The sequence below is a fragment of the Caballeronia sp. LZ008 genome, from assembly GCF_031451435.1.
GTDB lineage: Bacteria > Pseudomonadota > Gammaproteobacteria > Burkholderiales > Burkholderiaceae > Caballeronia > Caballeronia zhejiangensis.
The window spans coordinates 2,517,039-2,535,209 of sequence record NZ_JARUXK010000001.1; the positions used below are offsets into that span (position 1 = coordinate 2,517,039).

Here is an 18,171-nt window from a genome sequence, read left to right on the forward strand (position 1 = left end):
GCTGTTAGTTTTTAAAGAGCACATCGCAAGACAAGCCTTACTTCAACTTCCGTCTTGCGTCGCTGCATCAGCAGCAGAGAAACGAGATTATGAAGAACGTTTCGGTTCGTGTCAACAAGTTTTTGAAACGTTTCTTATCGATTCGACCTACTCGTCTTACCGACTCAAAGCAAACGGGTCGTGCGGACATCGCACGACCCGTCGACATAAGTCTTGGTGCCGGCTGCAGGACTCGAACCCGCCACCTGATGATTACAAATCAACTGCTCTACCAGATGAGCTAAGCCGGCGAAGCACGGAATTCTACTTCATTTAACGACTTTGAGGTGAGACCTCGCAGGCGATTTCGAATCGTCATCCGCTGCAGTTTGCGCATCCTCTTTCGGCGCGGTGTCTGCGGGTTCCTCGATCTGCCGCGTATCGCGCTCGGCCGATCGCGCGCCGACGGGAGCGCTCGTCAAATCCGAGCCGGAATGCGACTGCTCGACCGGGAACGCCATCCCCTGTCCGTTCTCGCGTGCGTAGATAGCGAGCACGTTCGCGACCTGCACTTCGATCTTGTGTGACTTGCCGGAGAAACGCGCGCTGAACTCGATCCACTCGTTGCCCATCTGCAACTGGCTCGTCGCCTCGAAACTGATGTTCAACACGATCTCGTCGTTGCGGACGAACTGGCGCGGCACGCGCGTAGCCGCATCGACCCGAACGGCGATGTGAGGCGTAAAACCATTGTCCGTGCACCATTCGTACAGTGCGCGCAACAAATACGGCTTGGTGGAAATTTCTTGCATCAACTTTCCTCTGTCGGAATGCGGCCGCGCAAACGCGCGCCGCCGCGTCCCAACGCACTCAAACTATCGACGCATCACCTTTTCGGAAGGCGTCAGCGCTTCAATATAGGCCGGACGGCTGAAAATCCGCTCGGCGTACTTCATCAACGGTGCTGCGTTCTTCGACAGTTCGATGCCGTAGTGATCCAGACGCCACAGCAGCGGCGCAATCGCGACGTCGAGCATCGAGAACTCCTCGCCCAGCATGTACTTGTTCTTCAGGAAGATCGGGGCGAGCTGCGTGAGGCGATCGCGGATCGCGCTGCGCGCCTTCTCGTGATTCTTCTCGGCGGCCTTGCCCTTTTCGTTTTCCAGCGTGCCGACGTGAACGAACAGTTCCTTTTCGAAGTTCAGCAGGAACAGGCGTGCGCGGGCGCGCTGCACCGGATCGGCCGGCATGAGTTGCGGATGCGGAAAACGCTCGTCGATATATTCGTTAATGATATTCGACTCGTACAGGATCAGGTCGCGCTCGACGAGGATCGGGACCTGTCCGTAAGGGTTCATCACCGCGATGTCTTCCGGCTTGTTGAACAGGTCAACGTCGCGAATCTCGAAATCCATGCCCTTTTCGAACAACACCAGCCGGCAGCGCTGGGAGAAGGGGCAAGTAGTGCCGGAATACAGAACCATCATGTTTTTAAAGTTCCTTCAGTAAACTCGAAGGGCCGGCCGCGGCGTTTCCTCGCGGAAAAACGCCGTCGCGCCGACCCACGCCTTCGAAGGCGCGCTATTTGATATCTTTCCAGTATGCCGCGTTCAGGCGCCACGCGAGGAAGCTCAAGAACGCCAGGAACAGCAAAACCCAGACGCCGAGCCGCTTGCGCGTCTGCTGCGCGGGTTCCGCCATCCACGACATGTACGAAACGAGATCGGCCACAGTTGAATCATAATCCACGGACGACATGGCACCAGGTGTAACCTGAGTGTAACCGACGAATCTTCGTACCTTTTCGCCCGTCTTTTCGTCCGTATCGGTCTCGAATTTCGCGTCCCGGACGCCTTGGAGCGTCCAAAGCACGTGCGGCATGCCGACGTTTTCGTAGACGCGATTATTCCAGCCGGTCGGCCGCGTCGGATCGTGATAGAAACTCCGCAGGTACGTGTAGAGCCAGTCCCTGCCGCGCGCCCGCGCTTCGACGGACAGATCCGGCGGCGACGCACCGAACCACGCTTTCGCATCTTCCGGGCGCATCGCGATCGACATCGTGTTGCCGACCTTGTCCGTAGTAAAGAGCAGATTCTCTCGAATCTGCTTCTCACTGATGCCGATATCGGTCAGCCGGTTGTACCGCATCAACGTCGCGCTGTGGCAATTCAGGCAGTAGTTTACAAAAACTTGTGCGCCGTGCTGCAAGGACGCGAGATTGTCGGAACTGTCGGGCGCCCGATCGAGCACCGCTTCTTCCTGCGCGAACGCCGGCGGTGCGCAGAACGAGAGCATCGCCGCACCGATCATCGCTATTGTAGAGAGCCATTTTTTCATCGTATTCGTCTCCGGACGTGCGCTCAGTGAGGTTTGTAGTGCACTCGCTCAGGCGGCGTCTTGAATTTGCCGCGCGGCGTCCAGAAAGGCATGCCGAGGAAGAACGCGAAGTAGATCAGCGCGCAGATCTGCGCGATCAGCGTCGCGGCCGGCGATGGCGGTCGCGTGCCCAGGAAGCCGAGCATCAGGAACGCGAACACGAATATCGCGTAGAAGACCTTGTGAAAGAGCGGCCGATAGCGAATCGACTTCACCGGACTGCGGTCCAGCCAGGGCAGGAAGAACAGCGACACGACCGCCGTGCCCATCACGACGACGCCCCAGAACTTCGACTCCGTCAGCGCCATGAAAATCAGCACGAGCACAGCGAGCACCGGCAGGCCGAGCTTCCATTTCCCGCGCGCCTTGACGAGCGCGAGCACGCCGAGCAGCGCGATCACGATCATCAGCACGATCTTGAACGGATCGGTCGTCGCGCGAAGCATCGCGTAGAACGCGGTGAAGTACCACACCGGCGCGATTTCCGGCGGCGTCTGCAACGGATTGGCCGGCACGAAGTTGTTGGCTTCGAGGAAATAGCCGCCCATTTCCGGCGCGAAAAAGATGATCGCCGCGAAGATCAGCAGGAACACGCACACGCCCATGAAGTCGTGCACCGAGTAGTACGGATGAAACGGAATGCCGTCGAGCGGAATGCCGTTCGCGTCCTTCTTCGCCTTGATCTCGACGCCGTCCGGATTGTTCGAGCCGACTTCGTGCAGCGCGACGAGGTGCGCGACCACGAGTCCGATCAGCACGAGCGGAATCGCGATGACATGGAACGCGAAGAAGCGGTTCAGCGTGACATCGGAGACGACGTAATCGCCGCGAATCCACAGCGACAGATCCGGACCGATGAACGGAATCGCCGAGAACAGGTTGACGATCACCTGCGCGCCCCAGAACGACATCTGCCCCCACGGCAGCAGATAGCCGAAGAACGCTTCGGCCATGAGGCACAGGAAGATCGCGCAACCGAAGATCCACACGAGTTCGCGCGGCTTGCGATACGACCCGTACATCAGCCCGCGGAACATGTGCAGATACACGACGACGAAGAACATCGACGCGCCCGTCGAATGCATGTAGCGAATGAGCCAGCCCCACGGCACCTCGCGCATGATGTACTCGACCGAGGCGAACGCGAGCGTCGCATCGGGCTTGTAGTTCATCGTGAGGAAAATACCGGTGACGATCTGATTCACCAGCACCAGCAACGCCAGCGAGCCGAAGAAGTACCAGAAGTTGAAGTTCTTCGGCGCGTAATACTCGGATACGTGTTTCTTCCAGGTCGAGGTCAGCGGAAACCGGCGATCGATCCAACCGGTCAGGCCCGTTGTCTCTACTTCCTTGTCTGCGGTCGCCATTTACGCCTCTCCCTTTTCGTCCTTGCCGATCACGAGTTGCGTCGCGGAAGTGAACATGAACGGTGGAATGTCCAGATTCTGCGGCGCGGGCTTGTTCTTGAAGACGCGGCCGGCCATGTCATAGGTCGAGCCGTGGCACGGGCAAAGGAAGCCGCCCGGCCAGTTATCGGGGAGATTGGGTTGGGGACCCTCGGTGAAACGCGGCGTCGGCGTGCAGCCCAGATGCGTGCACACGGCAACCGCCACGAAAATGTTCTTGTGATCCGCGCGCGAACGATACTCGTTGTTGCAGTACTCCGGCAACGGCATCGAGAATTCCATCTTCGACTTCGGGTCGGCTACTTCGTTGTCGGCCTTCTTGACGTCGGCCAGCATTTCGTCGGTGCGATTCACGATCCACACCGGCTTGCCGCGCCAGGCGACGGTCATCATGTCGCCCGGCTTCAGTCCGCTGATATCGACCTCGACAGGCGCGCCCGCCGCCTTGGCCTTCTCCGATGGAGCAAACGAACCTACAAAGGGAACTACGGTTGCCACTGCTCCGAAACCACCTGCTGCGGTCGTCGCAATCAGCCAGGTACGGCGGCCGCCGTCGACGCGTTTTTCATCCTTGTCTCGCATCACACGCCCCACTTCTGAGTTGGATTTATACCGTCACATCAGTTGTTCCGCCGTTAGTGTGCGCGAATGGAGTTGGCATTTACAAGGGCTGACTAGCAAAAATCACTCGAAGTGATTGATGCTTCAGGGTTTTCCCCACGTTTTTCGCGCAACATCGTGAAGCGTTCATTTAAGGCAACCGCAAGCGCAGATAATCGCGCCCACAGCTTATTCGGTCATTAAACCGGATTATCGATATCGATAAAAAGATGCTCGATATCGAATTGCTCGGACAGATGCGCGCCCACGGCCTGCACGCCGTAGCGCTCCGTCGCGTGATGCCCGGCCGCGATGTACGCCACGCCCGATTCCGCCGCGATATGCATGGTTTGCTCCGAGACTTCGCCGCTCAGATACACGTCCGCGCCCGCCGCGATGGCCTCTTCGAAGTAACCTTGTGCGCCGCCCGTGCACCACGCCACGCGGCGCAATTCCTTGTCTGTGTCGCCGAACACGAGCGGCTTCCTGCCGAGCGCGTTCTCGACCATCGCGCTGAAGTGCTCGAGCGGGAGCGGCATGCCGAGCGTCGCGATCCAGCCGAGATCCTGATTCGCGAAGCGCGCGTCCGCGATCAGTCCGAGGCGTGCGCCGATCTGCGCGTTGTTGCCGAGTTCCGGATGCGAGTCGAGCGGAAGATGGTAGGCGAAGAGATTGATGTCGTTGGCAATCAGCGTGCGCAATCTTCGATGCTTGCGCCCGGTGATCTGCGGCGCCTCATTGCGCCAGAAGTAGCCGTGATGCACGAGCACCGTGTCCGCGCCCCACTCCAGCGCGGCTTCGAGAAAGGCTTGCGAGGCGGTCACGCCGGTTGCGATCTTCTGCACGCGGCGCGCGCCTTCAACCTGCAGACCGTTCGGGCAATAGTCCTTGAAGCGGCCGATTTCCAGCAGATTGTTCAGATACAATTCGAGTTCGATCCGATCCATGAATTCCTCTATCCCTTCAAATGCTTAGACGCTTCTGGCTATTTTTTGCCCAAGCGGTCACCGTGCTTTTGGCCCTGATGTTCATCATCGCGACCTTGAAGCCGCAGTGGCTTCAACGTCAGGGTCAATTCGGCAAGCAGCTTGCCGAGCCGATCGTCGCGTTGCAGGAAGTGGCGCCGAGCATCGGCTCGCGCCCCGTTCAGTCGTCCTTTTCGGAAGGCGCGCAAAAGGCGATGCCGGCCGTCGTGAACGTGTTCTCCAGCAAGGACGGCAATCTGCCGCCCGACCCGCGCGCGAAAGACCCGCTGTTCCGCTACTTCTTCGGCGACAAGAACAAGCGCAAGAGCGACGAGCCGCCCGCGTCGAATCTCGGCTCCGGTGTCATCGTCAGCTCGGAAGGTTACATTCTAACGAACCAGCATGTCGTCGACGGGGCGGATCAAATCGAAGTCGCGCTCGCCGATGGTCGCACGTCCAGCGCGAAAGTGATCGGCGTCGATCCGGAAACCGACCTCGCCGTGCTGAAGATCAACATGACCAACCTGCCGACCATCACGCTCGGGCGAATGGATCAGACGCGCGTCGGCGATGTCGTGCTCGCGATCGGCAATCCGTTCGGCGTCGGCCAGACGGTCACGATGGGCATCGTCAGCGCGCTCGGGCGTAATCACCTCGGCATCAACACGTTCGAGAACTTCATCCAGACCGACGCCGCCATCAACCCCGGCAATTCGGGCGGTGCGCTGGTCGACGTGAACGGCAACCTGCTGGGCATCAACACGGCGATCTATTCGCGCAGCGGCGGCTCGCTCGGCATCGGCTTCGCGATTCCCGTGTCGACCGCGCGCAGCGTGCTGGAAAGCATCATCACGACGGGCAGCGTGACGCGCGGCTGGATCGGCGTCGAACCGCAGGACGTGACGCCGGAGATCGCCGAATCGTTCGGGCTGGATCAGAAGTCCGGCGCGATTGTCGCGGGCGTGCTGCAGGGCGGCCCGGCGGACAAGGCGGGCATCAAGCCGGGCGATATCCTCGTGTCGATCAACGACGACACGATCACCGACACGACGCGCCTGCTCAACGTCGTCGCGCAGATCAAGCCGGGCACGTCGGTGAAGGTCCATCTGATGCGCAAGAACAAGGAACTGGATCTCAACGTGATGATCGGCAAGCGCCCCGCGCCGCCGCGCGCACCGCAAATGCCGGATGAAGATCAAGGCGATCAGGGCGACGAGTAAAACGCGACGTCCGTAAAACGAAAAGGCAGCTTCGATGGCTCGAAGCTGCCTTTTTCTTATCTCGAACACTCGCTCTGGCGCGACAATACGCCGCACTTTACTCCGCCGCCGGCTCCTCGTTCTTGACCTGTTCCTTGCCGACGACGAGCCGCGCCGCGATGATCCCCGCTTCATAAAGAATGACGAGCGGAATCGCGAGAATGAGTTGCGAGAAAACGTCGGGCGGCGTGACGACCGCGGAAATGATGAACGCGCCGACGATCACGTAAGGACGAATTTGCTTGAGCTTCTGAATCGACACGACGCCCATGCGCGCAAGCAGCACGACGACGATCGGCACCTCGAACGTCACGCCGAACGCGATGAACATCGTCAGCACGAAGCTCAGGTAATTGTCGATATCCGTGGTCATCTCCGCGCCGAGCGGCGCGTTGTAGTGCGCCATCACGCGGAAGATGGTCGGGAACACGACGAAGTACGCGAACGCCATGCCGCACAGAAAAAGCGTATAGCTGCTGAAAACGAGCGGCCCGACGAGCTTCTTTTCATGCTGATACAAACCCGGCGCGACGAACGCCCAGACCTGATACAGCACGAAGGGCAGCGCGATCACGAAGGCGACGAGCATCGTGACTTTCATCGGCACGAAGAACGAGCCGGTGACGTCCGTGACGATCATCTTGCCGTCCGCGGGCAGGTTCTGCATCAGCGGACGCGCCAGCAGCTTGAAGATGTCCGGCGCCCAATACACAAGCGCGATGAACACGACGATGACCGATGCGCCCGCGCGGATGATGCGGTCGCGCAATTCGACCAGATGCGAAATGAACGTCTCTTCGACGGGCTCTTCTTTAGTGTGTTGCGGGTCGCTCACGCCGGCCCTCGGTAGAAATCATCGATGAAGGAATCGCGGCACGCTCAGAAGAACTTCGTCTGCCGGCGCAGGGTGGCGGGCGTGTGGCGAGCGACGCGCGCCGCGCCCGATTGAACCCGCGTGCGACGCGAGGTCGTGCGCTTGTACCAGTTGGGAATCGCCGCCTGCTTCACGCGCCAGTTCTTGCGCCGGGTCGACGTCGATGAAGACGCAGCGGCCCAGGGCTTGTCCGACGCGGCGCTGTCCGCTGAATCAGCGCCGCCAGCGATGCTCGGCGCGACCGACGTGCCGTCTTTCCAGGCATCGTTCAGCTCGGATTCGTGGCGCTTCAGCGTGTCGTGAATCGTCGATTCGACATTCGACGCCGCGTTTTCGAACTCGGTCCGCATTTTCTTCAGCTCATCGAGTTCCATCTCGCGCGCGACTTCCGATTTGACGTCGTTGATATAGCGCTGCGCGCGCCCGAAGAGCGCCCCCGCCGTACGTGCGACGCCGGGCAGGCGCTCCGGCCCGAGGACCACCAGCGCCACGACGCCGATGACCGCCATTTTGGTCAGACCGAGATCGAGCATTGAACGAAAAGTGGAGAGTTACCGTCGGCAGACGGATCAGCGATAGTCGCCCGAGCGCGACTTGTCTTTCGCCTCGACGTCCACGGCGCCGTTACGCGGCAGTTCGCGTTGATCGGCCGAATTCGCCGGCGTGTCGCCCTCGCGCATGCCTTCCTTGAAGCCCTTCACCGCACCGCCCAGATCGCCGCCGATATTGCGCAGCTTCTTCGTGCCGAACACGAGCGCCACGATCAGCAGAACGATCAACCAATGCCAAATGCTTAACGAACCCATGAATGAAAACTCTCCGTGATTCCGCCCCGATTTGGGTACCGATGACGGAAGATCGGCCTGGCGGCCCCGGCCGAGGCACGTCGCCTCGGCTCAACTATCGATTTTGCTCGCCCAATATTTCATTGGAAAGGAGAATGCAAACAAAGATTGCAGCATTACCCCATTCGGCGCCACGGGCGCTCGCCGGCCAACAAATGCGCGTGGATGTGATACACCTCTTGCCCGCCGCCCGGACCGGTATTGATTACCGTTCGAAAGCCGGTGTCGCCTCCCGTGTAGGAGACACCCAGATCTTTCGCCAACCGTCCGACGAGACTCACCATTCTACCAAGTAGCGGACTGTCACTTTCTGTGCAGTGGGAAAGTGTTTCAATATGTTTGCGCGGAATGACCAGCACGTGCACCGGCGCGGCAGGATTGATGTCGTTGAAGGCGACGAACTCATCGTCCTCATAGACCTTCGTGCTCGGCAGTTGCCCGGAAGCGATCTTGCAGAAAATGCAGTTGTCTTGACTCATTGAGTTGCCGGATTTCGTTGACGGATGTGATCAAAACCACGCGCGCGGTTCGATCGGCTTGTTCTCGTAGAGAAACAGCCAGCCTTTGATGATGCGATAAAGCGTCCAGATGCTGACCGCACCGAGAATCAGAAAGCCGATGCCGATCCAGATCGTCGCGAAACCGATCACGTGGCCCAGCACCGCCCACCAGAAGGTGCGGATCTGCCAGGTGAAGTGATCTTCGTACGGCGTGCCCGCCGCATCGCCGCGCTTGATGTAGTTGAGGATGATCGCGACCAGTCCCGTGAGACCGCCGGTCAGCCAATAGACGGCGTACAAGCCGTACAGAACATGCGTGAACGTGCGCATGTTGCGCAGGCGTTCGGGATCGTTCGCGTTCTGAACGACGGGCGGCGGATAGGGTTCATATTGCCGGTTCATTCGTGCCCTCCTTCGCTGATGCCAGACGCTCGTCAGCCGCCGTTCTGCTCACGCTCGCGCGACTTGCGCAGCGCCTTTTCCTCGATTCCCGACAGACCTTCGCGACGTTCCAGTTCCGCGACCACGTCGGCGGGGCTCAGATCGAAATGGGACAGCATGACGAGACAATGAAACCACAGATCGGCGACTTCGCCGACGAGCGCCTTCGGCGCGCCGCCATGACGGGCGTCCTTCGCGGCAAGCACGACTTCCGTCGCTTCCTCGCCGATCTTCTTCAGGACCGCATCGTCGCCCTTGTGAAAGAGTCGGGAAACGTAGGATTGTTCCGGATCGCCGCCCTTGCGACTGTCGATGACCGAGGCGAGGCGCAGCAGCGTGTCCAGCGTATTGGCTTGCGTCATTTGTAGATGCTTTCTGGGTCTTTCAGGACCGGCTCGACGGCGACCCACTCGCCGTTCTCCGCCGTGCCTTCGAATTTCTGGAAAAAACAGGAATGGCGGCCGGTGTGGCACGCGATGCCCGAAACCTGCTCGACCTTGAGCAGCACGACGTCTTCGTCGCAATCGAGGCGCACGTCGTGAACGTGCTGAACGTGGCCCGACTCTTCTCCCTTGAACCACAGGCGCTGCCGCGAGCGCGAGAAATACACCGCGCGCTTCAGTTCGATGGTCTTTGCGAGCGCCTCGCGATTCATCCACGCGAACATGAGCACGTCGTTGGTCGATGCTTCCTGCGCGATCACCGGCACGAGGCCGTTCGCGTCCCACTTGACTTTGTCGAGCCAGATCATCTGATCGCTCACGGTTTCAAGTCCTCACCGAAATGCCGTGATCGGCCATGAAGCGCTTCGCTTCGCCGACGGTGTGCTCGCCGTAGTGGAAGATGCTCGCGGCAAGCACCGCGTCCGCGTGACCTTCGACGATGCCATCCGCCAGATGCTGCAACGATCCGACGCCGCCCGACGCGATCACCGGCACCGGCACCGCGTCCGACACGGCGCGCGTCAACGCGAGATCGAAGCCGGCTTTGGTGCCGTCACGATCCATGCTGGTGAGCAGGATTTCGCCCGCGCCGAATTCGGCCATCTTGCGCGCCCATTCGATCGCGTCGATGCCCGTCGCCTTGCGGCCGCCGTGCGTGAAGACTTCCCAGCGCGGCGTTTCGCCTTCGGCCGACACGCGTTTCGCATCGATCGCGACGACGATGCACTGCGAGCCGTGCTTGTCCGACGCGTCGCGCACGAGTTGCGGATTCGCGACCGCCGACGAATTCATGCTGATCTTGTCCGCGCCCGCGTTGAGCAGACGCCGCACGTCTTCGACCGCGCGCACGCCGCCGCCGACCGTCAGCGGAATGAACACCTGCGACGCCACCGATTCGATGATCGGCAGAATGAGATCGCGTTGATCGGAAGTCGCGGTGATATCGAGGAACGTGAGTTCGTCGGCGCCCTGATCGTCGTAACGCCGCGCGATTTCGACGGGATCGCCCGCGTCGCGCAGTTCGACGAAATTGACGCCCTTCACGACGCGGCCGGCGGTTACGTCGAGACAGGGAATGATGCGTTTTGCGAGAGCCATGTTCTTGCCACTTACGGAGTAAGGGCGGCGCCGCGGCCGCCCGGAGTGCTGCTCAGATGTGCTCGCGCTCGGGCGTATCAGGCGCCGTCGGCCTCGCGCAGCGCGTCAGCGCGGGTCTGGGCGGCCTTGAAATCGAGATCGCCGGAGTAGATCGCGCGGCCGCAGATCACGCCTTCGATGCCTTCGTCCTCGACTTCGCAGAGCGATTCGATGTCCGCGATGCTCGACAGCCCGCCGCTCGCGATCACTGGAATCTTCACCGCCCGCGCGAGACGCACGGTTGCTTCGAGGTTGAGGCCCTGAAGCATGCCGTCACGGCCGATGTCCGTGTAGATGATCGATTCGCAGCCGTAGTCTTCGAACTTGCGGCCGAGATCGACGACCTCGTGACCGGTGAGCTTGCTCCAGCCGTCCGTCGCGACCTTGCCGTCCTTCGCGTCCAGTCCGACGATGATGTGTCCCCCGAACGCGCTGCACGCGTCCTGCAGGAAGCCCGGATTCTTCACCGCCGCCGTGCCGATGATGATGTACGACAGGCCGTCGTCCAGATAGCGCTCGATGGTTTCCAGATCGCGGATGCCGCCGCCCAACTGCACGGGAATCTCGCTGCCGACTTCATCGAGGATCGCGCGGATCGCGTCGCCGTTTCTGGGCTTGCCGGCGAACGCGCCGTTCAGATCGACCAGATGCAATCGCCGTGCGCCGCGATCGACCCAATGTCGGGCCATGGCCGCCGGATCCTCTGAAAAAATGGTCGCCTGGTCCATATCGCCCTGCTTGAGGCGCACGCACTGACCGTCCTTAAGATCGATGGCCGGAATGAGCAGCATAGGTATCGCGTATTTTCTGGGTGAAGTTGATCAAAACGGCGCGCGTGCGGTCTTTCGTGCCTGTGCCGCGGGCCGTCTCGCTAGTGTAGTACAAGTCTTGCAACGGTCATGCGCCCGTAGTAATAGGCGAAAACGCTAGCGGGCACGGTATTTCACGGGTTCCAGTGCACGAAATTGCGATAGAGACGCAATCCTGCGTCCGCGCTCTTTTCGGGGTGGAATTGGGTGGCGAAGATATTGTCGCGCGCCACCGCCGACGTGAACGCGCTGCCGTACACGGTTTCGCCGGATGTGTGAGCCGGATTGTCCGGCACCACGTAGTAGCTGTGGACGAAGTAGAAGAACGCGCCGTCCGCGACGCCGTCCCAGACCGGATGCGCCTGTGTCTGACGCACGCGATTCCAGCCCATTTGCGGCACCTTGAAGCGCGAGCCGTCGTCCTGCAGCAGACCGTCGAGCTGGAAGCGCACGACCTTGCCGGGCAGAAGACCGAGGCCCTTCGTGTCGCCTTCCTCGCTCCAGTCGAAGAGCATCTGCTCGCCGACGCACACGCCGAGCATCGGCTTTTCGCGCGCCGCCTGCATCACCGCTTCCTGCAAACCGGATTCGGCGAGATGCCCCATGCAGTCGCGCATCGCGCCCTGGCCCGGCAGCACGACGCGATCCGCCGCGTGAATGCCTTGCGGCTGATCGACGATCGCCACGTTCGCTTCGGGTGCAGCCTTCTTCAGCGCCTGGTAGACCGAGCGCAGGTTGCCCATTCCGTAATCAACAATCGCAATCGAAGTATTCATTTCAAAGATGGCATCAAGGCCTTCAACCCGTCGACGATGAACTCCACCGCCAATGCGGACAACATCAAACCCATGAGACGCGTGCCGATGTTGATTCCCGTGCGCCCGACGACGCGCGCGATCGGCTCGGCGAGATTCAGCGCGCCGAAGCACAGCCCCGCGATGATCGCGCCCAGCACGACGAGCCCGAAGCGGTCGTACCAGTGTTGCGCATTCGCAGCATAGACGATCACCGTGCTGATCGAGCCGGGACCGGTGAGCAGCGGAATCGCGAGCGGCACGACCGCGATGCTATTGCGCTCCTCGGCTTCCATGCGTTCTTCCGGCGTCGAACGCGCATTGCCGACCTGCGCGTTCAACATGCTGATCGCCATGAGCAGCATGATGATGCCGCCGCCCACTTCGAACGACCCGACCGAAATCCCGAAGAACGCGATGATCTGCTGCCCGAGTAGCGCCGTCACCGCGATCACGCAGAACACTGAAATCGAAGCGACGCGAATCGTGTTGCGTCTTTCGAGATCGGATTGCTGCGAGGTCAGGCTGAGAAAAAACGGTATCGCGCCGATCGGGTTGATCAGCGCGAGCAATGAGATAAACGACTTGAACAAATCCATCTTTTTTCCGGCGCAGCAACGCGCCGAACCGGTCAGTCGGCTTAGAGACTGCCTTTGGTGGACGGAATCTGCCCCGCCGCGCGCTCGTCGACTTCGCACGCCATGCGCAGCGCGCGGCCGAACGCCTTGAACACGGTTTCGACCTGATGATGCGCGTTGATGCCGCGCAGGTTGTCGATATGCAGCGTCACGCCGGCGTGATTCACGAATCCGCGGAAGAATTCGATGGTCAGATCGACGTCGAACGTGCCGATGCGCGCGCGCGTGAACGGCACATGGAACTCGAGCCCCGGACGCCCCGAAAAATCGACGACGACGCGCGACAGCGCTTCGTCGAGCGGTACGTACGAATGCCCGTAACGGCGAATGCCCTTGCGGTCGCCGATGGCCTTCGCGATGGCCATTCCGAGCGTGATGCCGGTGTCTTCTACCGTATGGTGATCGTCGATATGGAGGTCGCCATGCGCTTCGATGTCGAGATCGATGAGCCCGTGACGGGCAATCTGGTCGAGCATGTGATCGAGGAACGGGACGCCGGTGGCGAGCTTCTGCTTGCCGGTGCCGTCCAGATCGAGCTTCACACGGATCTGCGTTTCGCTGGTGTTGCGAACGACTTCCGCAATACGCATGGTGATTCCTTGAGACTTAATCGAGAGTGGGGAGCTTCTTGAGCGCGGCGACCATTTGCGCGTTTTCTTCGGCAGAGCCGACCGTCAAACGCACGCAGTTAGCCAGCAATGGGTGCATTTTACCCACGTTTTTTACCAAAACCCGCGAAGTCAGAAGGGTTTCGAAAGCAACGGCGGCGTCCGGAACGCGCACGAGCAGGAAATTGCCCGCGCTCGGGAATACCGTCATGCCGGGCAGCGCCGCCACTTCGCGTGCGAGTTTCGTGCGTTGCGCGCGCAGTTCGGCCGCTTGAGCGTCGAGCACGTCGAGGTGATCGAGCAGGAAATCGGCCGTGGCCTGCGTCAGCACGTTGATGTTGTACGGCGGGCGCACTTTGTCGAACTGCGTGATCCACGAGGGTCGGCCCGCCATGTAGCCGAGACGGATGCCCGCGAGCCCGAGCTTCGAGACAGTCCGCATCACGACGACGTTGTCGAACTCCGCCGCGCGCGGCATCCAGCTTTTTTCGGCGAACGGCTGATACGCCTCGTCGATCACGACGAGACTCTTCTTCGACGCGGCGATCACGCGTTCGATGTCGGCGTCGTCGTAGAGCGTGCCGGTCGGGTTGTTCGGATACGCCAGATAGACGAGCGCCGGCGCGTGCTCATCGATGGCGGCGACGAGCGCGTCGGCGTCGAGCGTGAAGTCGGCCTTCAGCGGCACACCGATGAACTCGAGATGCGCGAATTTCGCCGACATTTCGTACATCACGAAGCCCGGCACCGGCGCGACGACCTTCGCGCCCGGCTTCGAGCACGCGACCGACATCATGCTGATGAGCTCGTCCGAACCGTTGCCGAGCAGCACGTCGCAGGCGTCGGGCACGTTCATGGTGCGCTTGATGTTGGCGAGCAATTCCGCCGGACGCGGCGCGGGATAACGGTTCAGCGCGACGCCCGCGAGATGCTCGCCCAATGCTTTGGCGAGGTCGGCGGGCAGCGTGTAGGGATTTTCCATCGCGTCGAGCTTGATGAGGCCCGTGGCATCGGGCACGGGATAGCTCGTCATCGCGAGGACGTCGGGTCGGATGATGTCTTGTGATGTCGTCATGTTTTCCCGGCGTCTCTCTCGCCGGTTCGGGTGGCGGCTCTCAGGCCGCCTCGTTCATTCGGGCCGGTTTTCGCTTCAGCCGACTTTTTTCATCCGGTATTCGGCGCTCTTCGCGTGCGCCTGCAGGCCTTCGCCGTACGCCAGTTCCGCCGCGATTTCGCCGAGCGTCTGCGCGCCGTCCGCGCTCACTTCGATCACGCTCGAACGCTTCATGAAGTCGTAGACGCCGAGCGGCGACGAGAAGCGCGCGGTGCGCGACGTCGGCAATACGTGGTTCGGGCCCGCGCAGTAATCGCCGAGGCTTTCGCTCGTGTAGCGGCCGAGGAACATCGCGCCTGCGTTGTGAATTTGCGCGGCCCACTGATGCGGATCGAGCGCGGAAATCTCAAGATGCTCCGGCGCGATATCGTTGGCGATCGCGCACGCCTCGGCCATGTCCTTCACCTTGATGAGCGCGCCGCGATCTTCGAGCGAGCGCTGGATGACGTCGCGACGCGGCATCGCCGGCAGCAGCTCGACGATCGCGTCTTCCACGCGCTGGATGAAGTCGTCGTCCGGGCACAGCAGAATGGATTGCGCGAGCTCGTCGTGCTCGGCCTGCGAGAAGAGGTCCATCGCGACCCAGCGCGGATCGGTGGTGGCGTCGCAGATCACGAGAATTTCGGACGGCCCCGCGATCATGTCGATGCCGACCGTGCCGAACACGCGCCGCTTCGCCGACGCGACATACGCGTTACCCGGACCGCAAATCTTGTCGACGGCAGGCACGCTTTGCGTGCCGTACGCGAGCGCGGCCACCGCTTGCGCGCCGCCGATCGTGAACACGCGATCCACGCCGCCGAGCAGCGCCGCCGCGAGCACCAGCGGATTCTTCACGCCATCGGGCGTCGGCACGACCATCACGATTTCCTTCACGCCCGCCACGCGCGCCGGAATCGCGTTCATCAGCACGGACGACGGATACGCCGCCTTGCCGCCCGGCACATAGATGCCCGCGCGATCGAGCGGCGTGACCTTCTGGCCGAGCACGGTGCCGTCGGCTTCGGTGTAGTGCCAGCTATGGCTGCCGCATTCGATGCGCTGCTTCTCGTGATAGCCGCGCACGCGCGCCGCCGCCGCTTCGAGCGCCGCGCGGCGCTTCGGTTCGAGCCCTTCGAGCGCGGCTTCCATCTCCGAGAGCGGCAGTTCGAGCGCCGCGACGCTGTCCGCCTTCAGACGATCGAACTTGTTGGTGTATTCGAGCACGGCTTCGTCGCCGCGCGCCTTCACGTCCGCGAGAATCTGCGCGACCGAGCGCTCGATCGCCTCATCCTCGCTCGCTTCGAACGCGAGGACCGCACGCAGCGCCTTCTGGAAACCGTCGGCGCTGGAATCGAGTTTGCGAATCTTGATAGACATGCTGGTTTTCCGTTTTGCTGTTGGCGCGCCGCGTCGTGCGGCCCGCCTAATTTCCCTTGCTGACCGTCGCGCGCTCGAACGCGTCGAGGAACGGCTTGAGCGCCGCGCGCTTCAGCTTCAGCGCCGCCTGATTCACGACGAGGCGCGAGGAAATCTGCATGATCTCTTCGACTTCGACGAGATTGTTCGCCCGCAGCGTGCCGCCCGAGCTGACCAGATCGACGATCGCATCGGCCAGGCCGACGAGCGGCGCGAGTTCCATCGATCCGTACAGCTTGATCAGATCGACGTGCACGCCCTTCGCCGCGAAATGCTGACGCGCGGTTTCCGTGTACTTCGTCGCGACCTTCAGACGCGCGCCCTGGCGCACCGCGCTCGCATAGTCGAAACCGTTCTTCACGGCCACCGACATACGGCAGCGCGCGATATCGAGATCGACCGGCTGATACAGGCCGCTGCCGCCGTGCTCGATCAGCACGTCCTTACCCGCGACGCCGAAATCGGCCGCGCCGTACTCGACGTAAGTCGGCACATCGGTCGCGCGCACGATGATCACGCGCAGATTCGGATTCGTCGTCGGAAGGATCAGTTTGCGCGAGCTTTCCGGATCTTCGGCCACCTGCACGCCCGCGGCGGCGAGCAGCGGCAGCGTCTCCTCGAAGATACGCCCTTTCGACAACGCGAGCGTGAGGGGCGCGCTCGGCTGCACCGACGACGACGTCTGCGGCAGCGAACTCATTGCTCGCTCCCGCTGCCCTTGATGCGGCGCACGTTCGCGCCGACCGCCGTCAGCTTCGATTCCATGCGGTCGTAGCCGCGATCCAGATGGTAGATGCGGTCGATCAGCGTTTCGCCGTCCGCGCACATCGCCGCGATCACGAGACTCGCCGACGCGCGCAGATCGGTCGCCATGACCTTCGCGCCGGACAGCTTCTCGACGCCGGCGATGAGCGCCGTGTTGCCGTCGATGGTGATGCTCGCGCCCAGACGATTCAGCTCCTGAACGTGCATGAAGCGGTTCTCGAAGATCGTCTCGACGACTTGCGACGTGCCCTTCGCGATCGTGTTGAGCGCCATGAACTGCGCCTGCATGTCGGTCGGGAACGCCGGGTATTCGGACGTGCGGATATTCACCGCTTCGGCGCGCTTGCCCATACGCACGCGCATCCAGTCGTCGCCTTCCTCGATCGTCACGCCGGCTTCGCGCAGCTTCGCCGTCACGGCGTCGAGCAGATGCGAGCTCACGCGACGCAGCGTGACGTCGCCGCCCGCGGCCGCGACCGCGCACAGGAACGTGCCCGCTTCGATGCGGTCCGGCACGACGTCGTGCTTCGCGCCGTGCAGCTTGTCGACGCCCTGAATCACGAGACGGTCGGTGCCGATGCCGTCGATCTTCGCGCCCATCTTCACGAGCAGATGCGCGAGGTCGCTCACTTCGGGTTCGCGCGCGGCGTTCTCGATGACCGTCTCGCCGTCGGCCAGCACCGCCGCCATCAGCAGGTTCTCGGTGCCGGTGACGGTGATCATGTCGGTGATGATGCGCGCGCCCTTCAGACGCTTCGCGCGCGCTTCGATGAAGCCGTGCTCGATGTTGATCTCGGCGCCCATCGCCTGCAGGCCCTTGATGTGCTGATCGACCGGACGCGCGCCGATCGCGCAGCCGCCGGGCAGCGACACCTTCGCTTCGCCGAAGCGCGCGACGAGCGGACCGAGCACGAGAATCGACGCGCGCATCGTCTTGACCATTTCGTACGGCGCGACGAGCTTGTCGACCTTCGACGCGTTGAGGTTCACGCGCCCGTCGCCGGACACTTCGGACTGCACGCCCATCTGGCGCAACAGCTTGACCATCGTGCGAACGTCCTGAAGATTCGGCACGTTCGACAGATGGACGTCGTCGGCGGTGAGAAGGCTTGCGCAAAGAATCGGCAGCGCCGCGTTCTTCGCACCCGAAACGGTGATTTCGCCGGAGAGCTTCGCGCCTCCCGTGATGACCAGTTTATCCATGGCTTGTCCTTCGACCG

At 61.8% G+C, this 18,171-nt stretch carries 23 protein-coding genes and 1 tRNA gene; 1 reads left to right on the forward strand and 23 read right to left on the reverse strand.

Features of this window, described 5'->3' with window-relative positions:
* Window positions 1-214: 214 nt before the first annotated feature.
* The 7 genes from QCE49_RS11660 to QCE49_RS11690 all read right to left on the reverse strand — a co-directional run bounded on the left by QCE49_RS11660 (window position 215) and on the right by QCE49_RS11690 (window position 5,308).
* Window positions 215-290, reverse strand: a tRNA-Thr gene (locus tag QCE49_RS11660).
* Between the two features lie 18 nt (window positions 291-308).
* Window positions 309-791, reverse strand: coding sequence for a ClpXP protease specificity-enhancing factor (locus QCE49_RS11665; protein WP_008344157.1), 483 nt, complete (start codon window positions 789-791; stop codon window positions 309-311).
* 63 nt (window positions 792-854) lie between these two features.
* On the reverse strand, window positions 855-1,466 hold the full coding sequence (locus QCE49_RS11670) for a glutathione S-transferase N-terminal domain-containing protein (protein WP_008344155.1): 612 nt from the start codon (window positions 1,464-1,466) through the stop codon (window positions 855-857).
* 94 nt (window positions 1,467-1,560) lie between these two features.
* Window positions 1,561-2,316, reverse strand: coding sequence for a cytochrome c1 (locus QCE49_RS11675; RefSeq protein ID WP_008344153.1), 756 nt, complete (start codon window positions 2,314-2,316; stop codon window positions 1,561-1,563).
* Between the two features lie 23 nt (window positions 2,317-2,339).
* Window positions 2,340-3,722 (reverse strand): cytochrome bc complex cytochrome b subunit, encoded by a 1,383-nt coding sequence (locus tag QCE49_RS11680; RefSeq protein WP_175983058.1) that lies wholly within the window; start codon window positions 3,720-3,722, stop codon window positions 2,340-2,342.
* A complete protein-coding gene (petA, locus tag QCE49_RS11685; RefSeq protein ID WP_008344151.1) occupies window positions 3,723-4,343 on the reverse strand; it encodes a ubiquinol-cytochrome c reductase iron-sulfur subunit in 621 nt (206 codons plus the stop codon).
* Between the two features lie 218 nt (window positions 4,344-4,561).
* Complete coding sequence (locus QCE49_RS11690; protein ID WP_008344150.1) at window positions 4,562-5,308, reverse strand: Nif3-like dinuclear metal center hexameric protein; 747 nt, start codon at window positions 5,306-5,308, stop codon at window positions 4,562-4,564.
* Window positions 5,309-5,328: 20 nt separating this feature from the next.
* Between QCE49_RS11690 and QCE49_RS11695 the strand changes: the two genes are divergently transcribed.
* A complete protein-coding gene (locus QCE49_RS11695; RefSeq protein ID WP_239295406.1) occupies window positions 5,329-6,546 on the forward strand; it encodes a S1C family serine protease in 1,218 nt (405 codons plus the stop codon).
* 97 nt (window positions 6,547-6,643) lie between these two features.
* Here the strand turns inward: QCE49_RS11695 and tatC are convergent, their stop codons facing one another.
* The 16 genes from tatC to murA form a co-directional block, all read right to left on the reverse strand.
* Window positions 6,644-7,420: a twin-arginine translocase subunit TatC gene (gene tatC / locus QCE49_RS11700; protein ID WP_008344148.1), complete on the reverse strand. Its 777-nt coding sequence runs from the start codon at window positions 7,418-7,420 to the stop codon at window positions 6,644-6,646.
* A 44-nt stretch (window positions 7,421-7,464) separates the two neighbouring features.
* On the reverse strand, window positions 7,465-7,992 hold the full coding sequence (gene tatB / locus QCE49_RS11705) for a Sec-independent protein translocase protein TatB (RefSeq protein WP_250459020.1): 528 nt from the start codon (window positions 7,990-7,992) through the stop codon (window positions 7,465-7,467).
* A gap of 36 nt (window positions 7,993-8,028) precedes the next feature.
* Window positions 8,029-8,265 (reverse strand): Sec-independent protein translocase subunit TatA, encoded by a 237-nt coding sequence (gene tatA / locus QCE49_RS11710; RefSeq protein WP_008344146.1) that lies wholly within the window; start codon window positions 8,263-8,265, stop codon window positions 8,029-8,031.
* A 155-nt stretch (window positions 8,266-8,420) separates the two neighbouring features.
* Window positions 8,421-8,783 carry a histidine triad nucleotide-binding protein gene (locus QCE49_RS11715; protein WP_008344145.1) on the reverse strand — a complete coding sequence of 121 codons (363 nt, stop codon included), beginning with the start codon at window positions 8,781-8,783 and terminating at the stop codon, window positions 8,421-8,423.
* Window positions 8,784-8,813: 30 nt separating this feature from the next.
* Window positions 8,814-9,206 carry a membrane protein gene (locus tag QCE49_RS11720; RefSeq protein ID WP_008344144.1) on the reverse strand — a complete coding sequence of 131 codons (393 nt, stop codon included), beginning with the start codon at window positions 9,204-9,206 and terminating at the stop codon, window positions 8,814-8,816.
* A 32-nt stretch (window positions 9,207-9,238) separates the two neighbouring features.
* Entirely contained in the window at window positions 9,239-9,607 is a 369-nt protein-coding gene (locus QCE49_RS11725; RefSeq protein WP_008344143.1) for a phosphoribosyl-ATP diphosphatase, read from the reverse strand.
* Entirely contained in the window at window positions 9,604-9,996 is a 393-nt protein-coding gene (gene hisI / locus QCE49_RS11730) for a phosphoribosyl-AMP cyclohydrolase (RefSeq protein WP_174447750.1), read from the reverse strand. Before hisI ends, QCE49_RS11725 begins: the two co-directional genes overlap by 4 nt.
* A 16-nt stretch (window positions 9,997-10,012) precedes the next feature.
* Window positions 10,013-10,786, reverse strand: a complete 774-nt coding sequence (gene hisF, locus QCE49_RS11735; RefSeq protein WP_008344141.1) for an imidazole glycerol phosphate synthase subunit HisF — start codon at window positions 10,784-10,786, stop codon at window positions 10,013-10,015.
* A gap of 77 nt (window positions 10,787-10,863) precedes the next feature.
* Entirely contained in the window at window positions 10,864-11,616 is a 753-nt protein-coding gene (gene hisA, locus QCE49_RS11740; protein WP_008344140.1) for a 1-(5-phosphoribosyl)-5-[(5-phosphoribosylamino)methylideneamino]imidazole-4-carboxamide isomerase, read from the reverse strand.
* A 152-nt stretch (window positions 11,617-11,768) separates the two neighbouring features.
* Window positions 11,769-12,410: an imidazole glycerol phosphate synthase subunit HisH gene (gene hisH / locus QCE49_RS11745; protein WP_008344139.1), complete on the reverse strand. Its 642-nt coding sequence runs from the start codon at window positions 12,408-12,410 to the stop codon at window positions 11,769-11,771.
* A complete protein-coding gene (locus QCE49_RS11750; protein ID WP_008344137.1) occupies window positions 12,407-13,027 on the reverse strand; it encodes a YchE family NAAT transporter in 621 nt (206 codons plus the stop codon). Before QCE49_RS11750 ends, hisH begins: the two co-directional genes overlap by 4 nt.
* A gap of 41 nt (window positions 13,028-13,068) precedes the next feature.
* Entirely contained in the window at window positions 13,069-13,656 is a 588-nt protein-coding gene (hisB, locus tag QCE49_RS11755) for an imidazoleglycerol-phosphate dehydratase HisB (RefSeq protein WP_244807661.1), read from the reverse strand.
* Between the two features lie 16 nt (window positions 13,657-13,672).
* On the reverse strand, window positions 13,673-14,749 hold the full coding sequence (gene hisC / locus QCE49_RS11760) for a histidinol-phosphate transaminase (protein WP_250459022.1): 1,077 nt from the start codon (window positions 14,747-14,749) through the stop codon (window positions 13,673-13,675).
* Between the two features lie 75 nt (window positions 14,750-14,824).
* Complete coding sequence (gene hisD, locus QCE49_RS11765; RefSeq protein ID WP_008344133.1) at window positions 14,825-16,147, reverse strand: histidinol dehydrogenase; 1,323 nt, start codon at window positions 16,145-16,147, stop codon at window positions 14,825-14,827.
* Between the two features lie 46 nt (window positions 16,148-16,193).
* The gene (gene hisG / locus QCE49_RS11770) at window positions 16,194-16,886 is read right to left on the reverse strand and encodes an ATP phosphoribosyltransferase (RefSeq protein ID WP_008344130.1); all 693 of its coding nucleotides are present in this window, start codon (window positions 16,884-16,886) and stop codon (window positions 16,194-16,196) included.
* A complete protein-coding gene (gene murA / locus QCE49_RS11775) occupies window positions 16,883-18,154 on the reverse strand; it encodes a UDP-N-acetylglucosamine 1-carboxyvinyltransferase (protein ID WP_008344128.1) in 1,272 nt (423 codons plus the stop codon). Before murA ends, hisG begins: the two co-directional genes overlap by 4 nt.
* Between the last annotated feature and the right edge of the window lie 17 nt (window positions 18,155-18,171).

What these genes read in the sequence shown, in the direction of transcription:
- QCE49_RS11665 (WP_008344157.1), bottom strand. Translation starts at nt 791, where the DNA reads ATGCAAGAAATTTCCACCAAGCCGTATTTGTTGCGCGCACTGTACGAA.
- hisF (WP_008344141.1), bottom strand. Translation starts at nt 10,786, where the DNA reads ATGGCTCTCGCAAAACGCATCATTCCCTGTCTCGACGTAACCGCCGGC.
- hisI (WP_174447750.1), bottom strand. Translation starts at nt 9,996, where the DNA reads ATGATCTGGCTCGACAAAGTCAAGTGGGACGCGAACGGCCTCGTGCCG.
- tatA (WP_008344146.1), bottom strand. Translation starts at nt 8,265, where the DNA reads ATGGGTTCGTTAAGCATTTGGCATTGGTTGATCGTTCTGCTGATCGTG.
- hisC (WP_250459022.1), bottom strand. Translation starts at nt 14,749, where the DNA reads ATGACGACATCACAAGACATCATCCGACCCGACGTCCTCGCGATGACG.
- QCE49_RS11715 (WP_008344145.1), bottom strand. Translation starts at nt 8,783, where the DNA reads ATGAGTCAAGACAACTGCATTTTCTGCAAGATCGCTTCCGGGCAACTG.
- petA (WP_008344151.1), bottom strand. Translation starts at nt 4,343, where the DNA reads ATGCGAGACAAGGATGAAAAACGCGTCGACGGCGGCCGCCGTACCTGG.
- QCE49_RS11690 (WP_008344150.1), bottom strand. Translation starts at nt 5,308, where the DNA reads ATGGATCGGATCGAACTCGAATTGTATCTGAACAATCTGCTGGAAATC.
- hisG (WP_008344130.1), bottom strand. Translation starts at nt 16,886, where the DNA reads ATGAGTTCGCTGCCGCAGACGTCGTCGTCGGTGCAGCCGAGCGCGCCC.
- QCE49_RS11720 (WP_008344144.1), bottom strand. Translation starts at nt 9,206, where the DNA reads ATGAACCGGCAATATGAACCCTATCCGCCGCCCGTCGTTCAGAACGCG.
- hisB (WP_244807661.1), bottom strand. Translation starts at nt 13,656, where the DNA reads ATGCGTATTGCGGAAGTCGTTCGCAACACCAGCGAAACGCAGATCCGT.
- QCE49_RS11725 (WP_008344143.1), bottom strand. Translation starts at nt 9,607, where the DNA reads ATGACGCAAGCCAATACGCTGGACACGCTGCTGCGCCTCGCCTCGGTC.
- QCE49_RS11670 (WP_008344155.1), bottom strand. Translation starts at nt 1,466, where the DNA reads ATGATGGTTCTGTATTCCGGCACTACTTGCCCCTTCTCCCAGCGCTGC.
- hisA (WP_008344140.1), bottom strand. Translation starts at nt 11,616, where the DNA reads ATGCTGCTCATTCCGGCCATCGATCTTAAGGACGGTCAGTGCGTGCGC.
- tatB (WP_250459020.1), bottom strand. Translation starts at nt 7,992, where the DNA reads ATGCTCGATCTCGGTCTGACCAAAATGGCGGTCATCGGCGTCGTGGCG.
- hisH (WP_008344139.1), bottom strand. Translation starts at nt 12,410, where the DNA reads ATGAATACTTCGATTGCGATTGTTGATTACGGAATGGGCAACCTGCGC.
- QCE49_RS11680 (WP_175983058.1), bottom strand. Translation starts at nt 3,722, where the DNA reads ATGGCGACCGCAGACAAGGAAGTAGAGACAACGGGCCTGACCGGTTGG.
- QCE49_RS11675 (WP_008344153.1), bottom strand. Translation starts at nt 2,316, where the DNA reads ATGAAAAAATGGCTCTCTACAATAGCGATGATCGGTGCGGCGATGCTC.
- QCE49_RS11695 (WP_239295406.1), top strand. Translation starts at nt 5,329, where the DNA reads ATGCTTAGACGCTTCTGGCTATTTTTTGCCCAAGCGGTCACCGTGCTT.
- QCE49_RS11750 (WP_008344137.1), bottom strand. Translation starts at nt 13,027, where the DNA reads ATGGATTTGTTCAAGTCGTTTATCTCATTGCTCGCGCTGATCAACCCG.
- murA (WP_008344128.1), bottom strand. Translation starts at nt 18,154, where the DNA reads ATGGATAAACTGGTCATCACGGGAGGCGCGAAGCTCTCCGGCGAAATC.
- hisD (WP_008344133.1), bottom strand. Translation starts at nt 16,147, where the DNA reads ATGTCTATCAAGATTCGCAAACTCGATTCCAGCGCCGACGGTTTCCAG.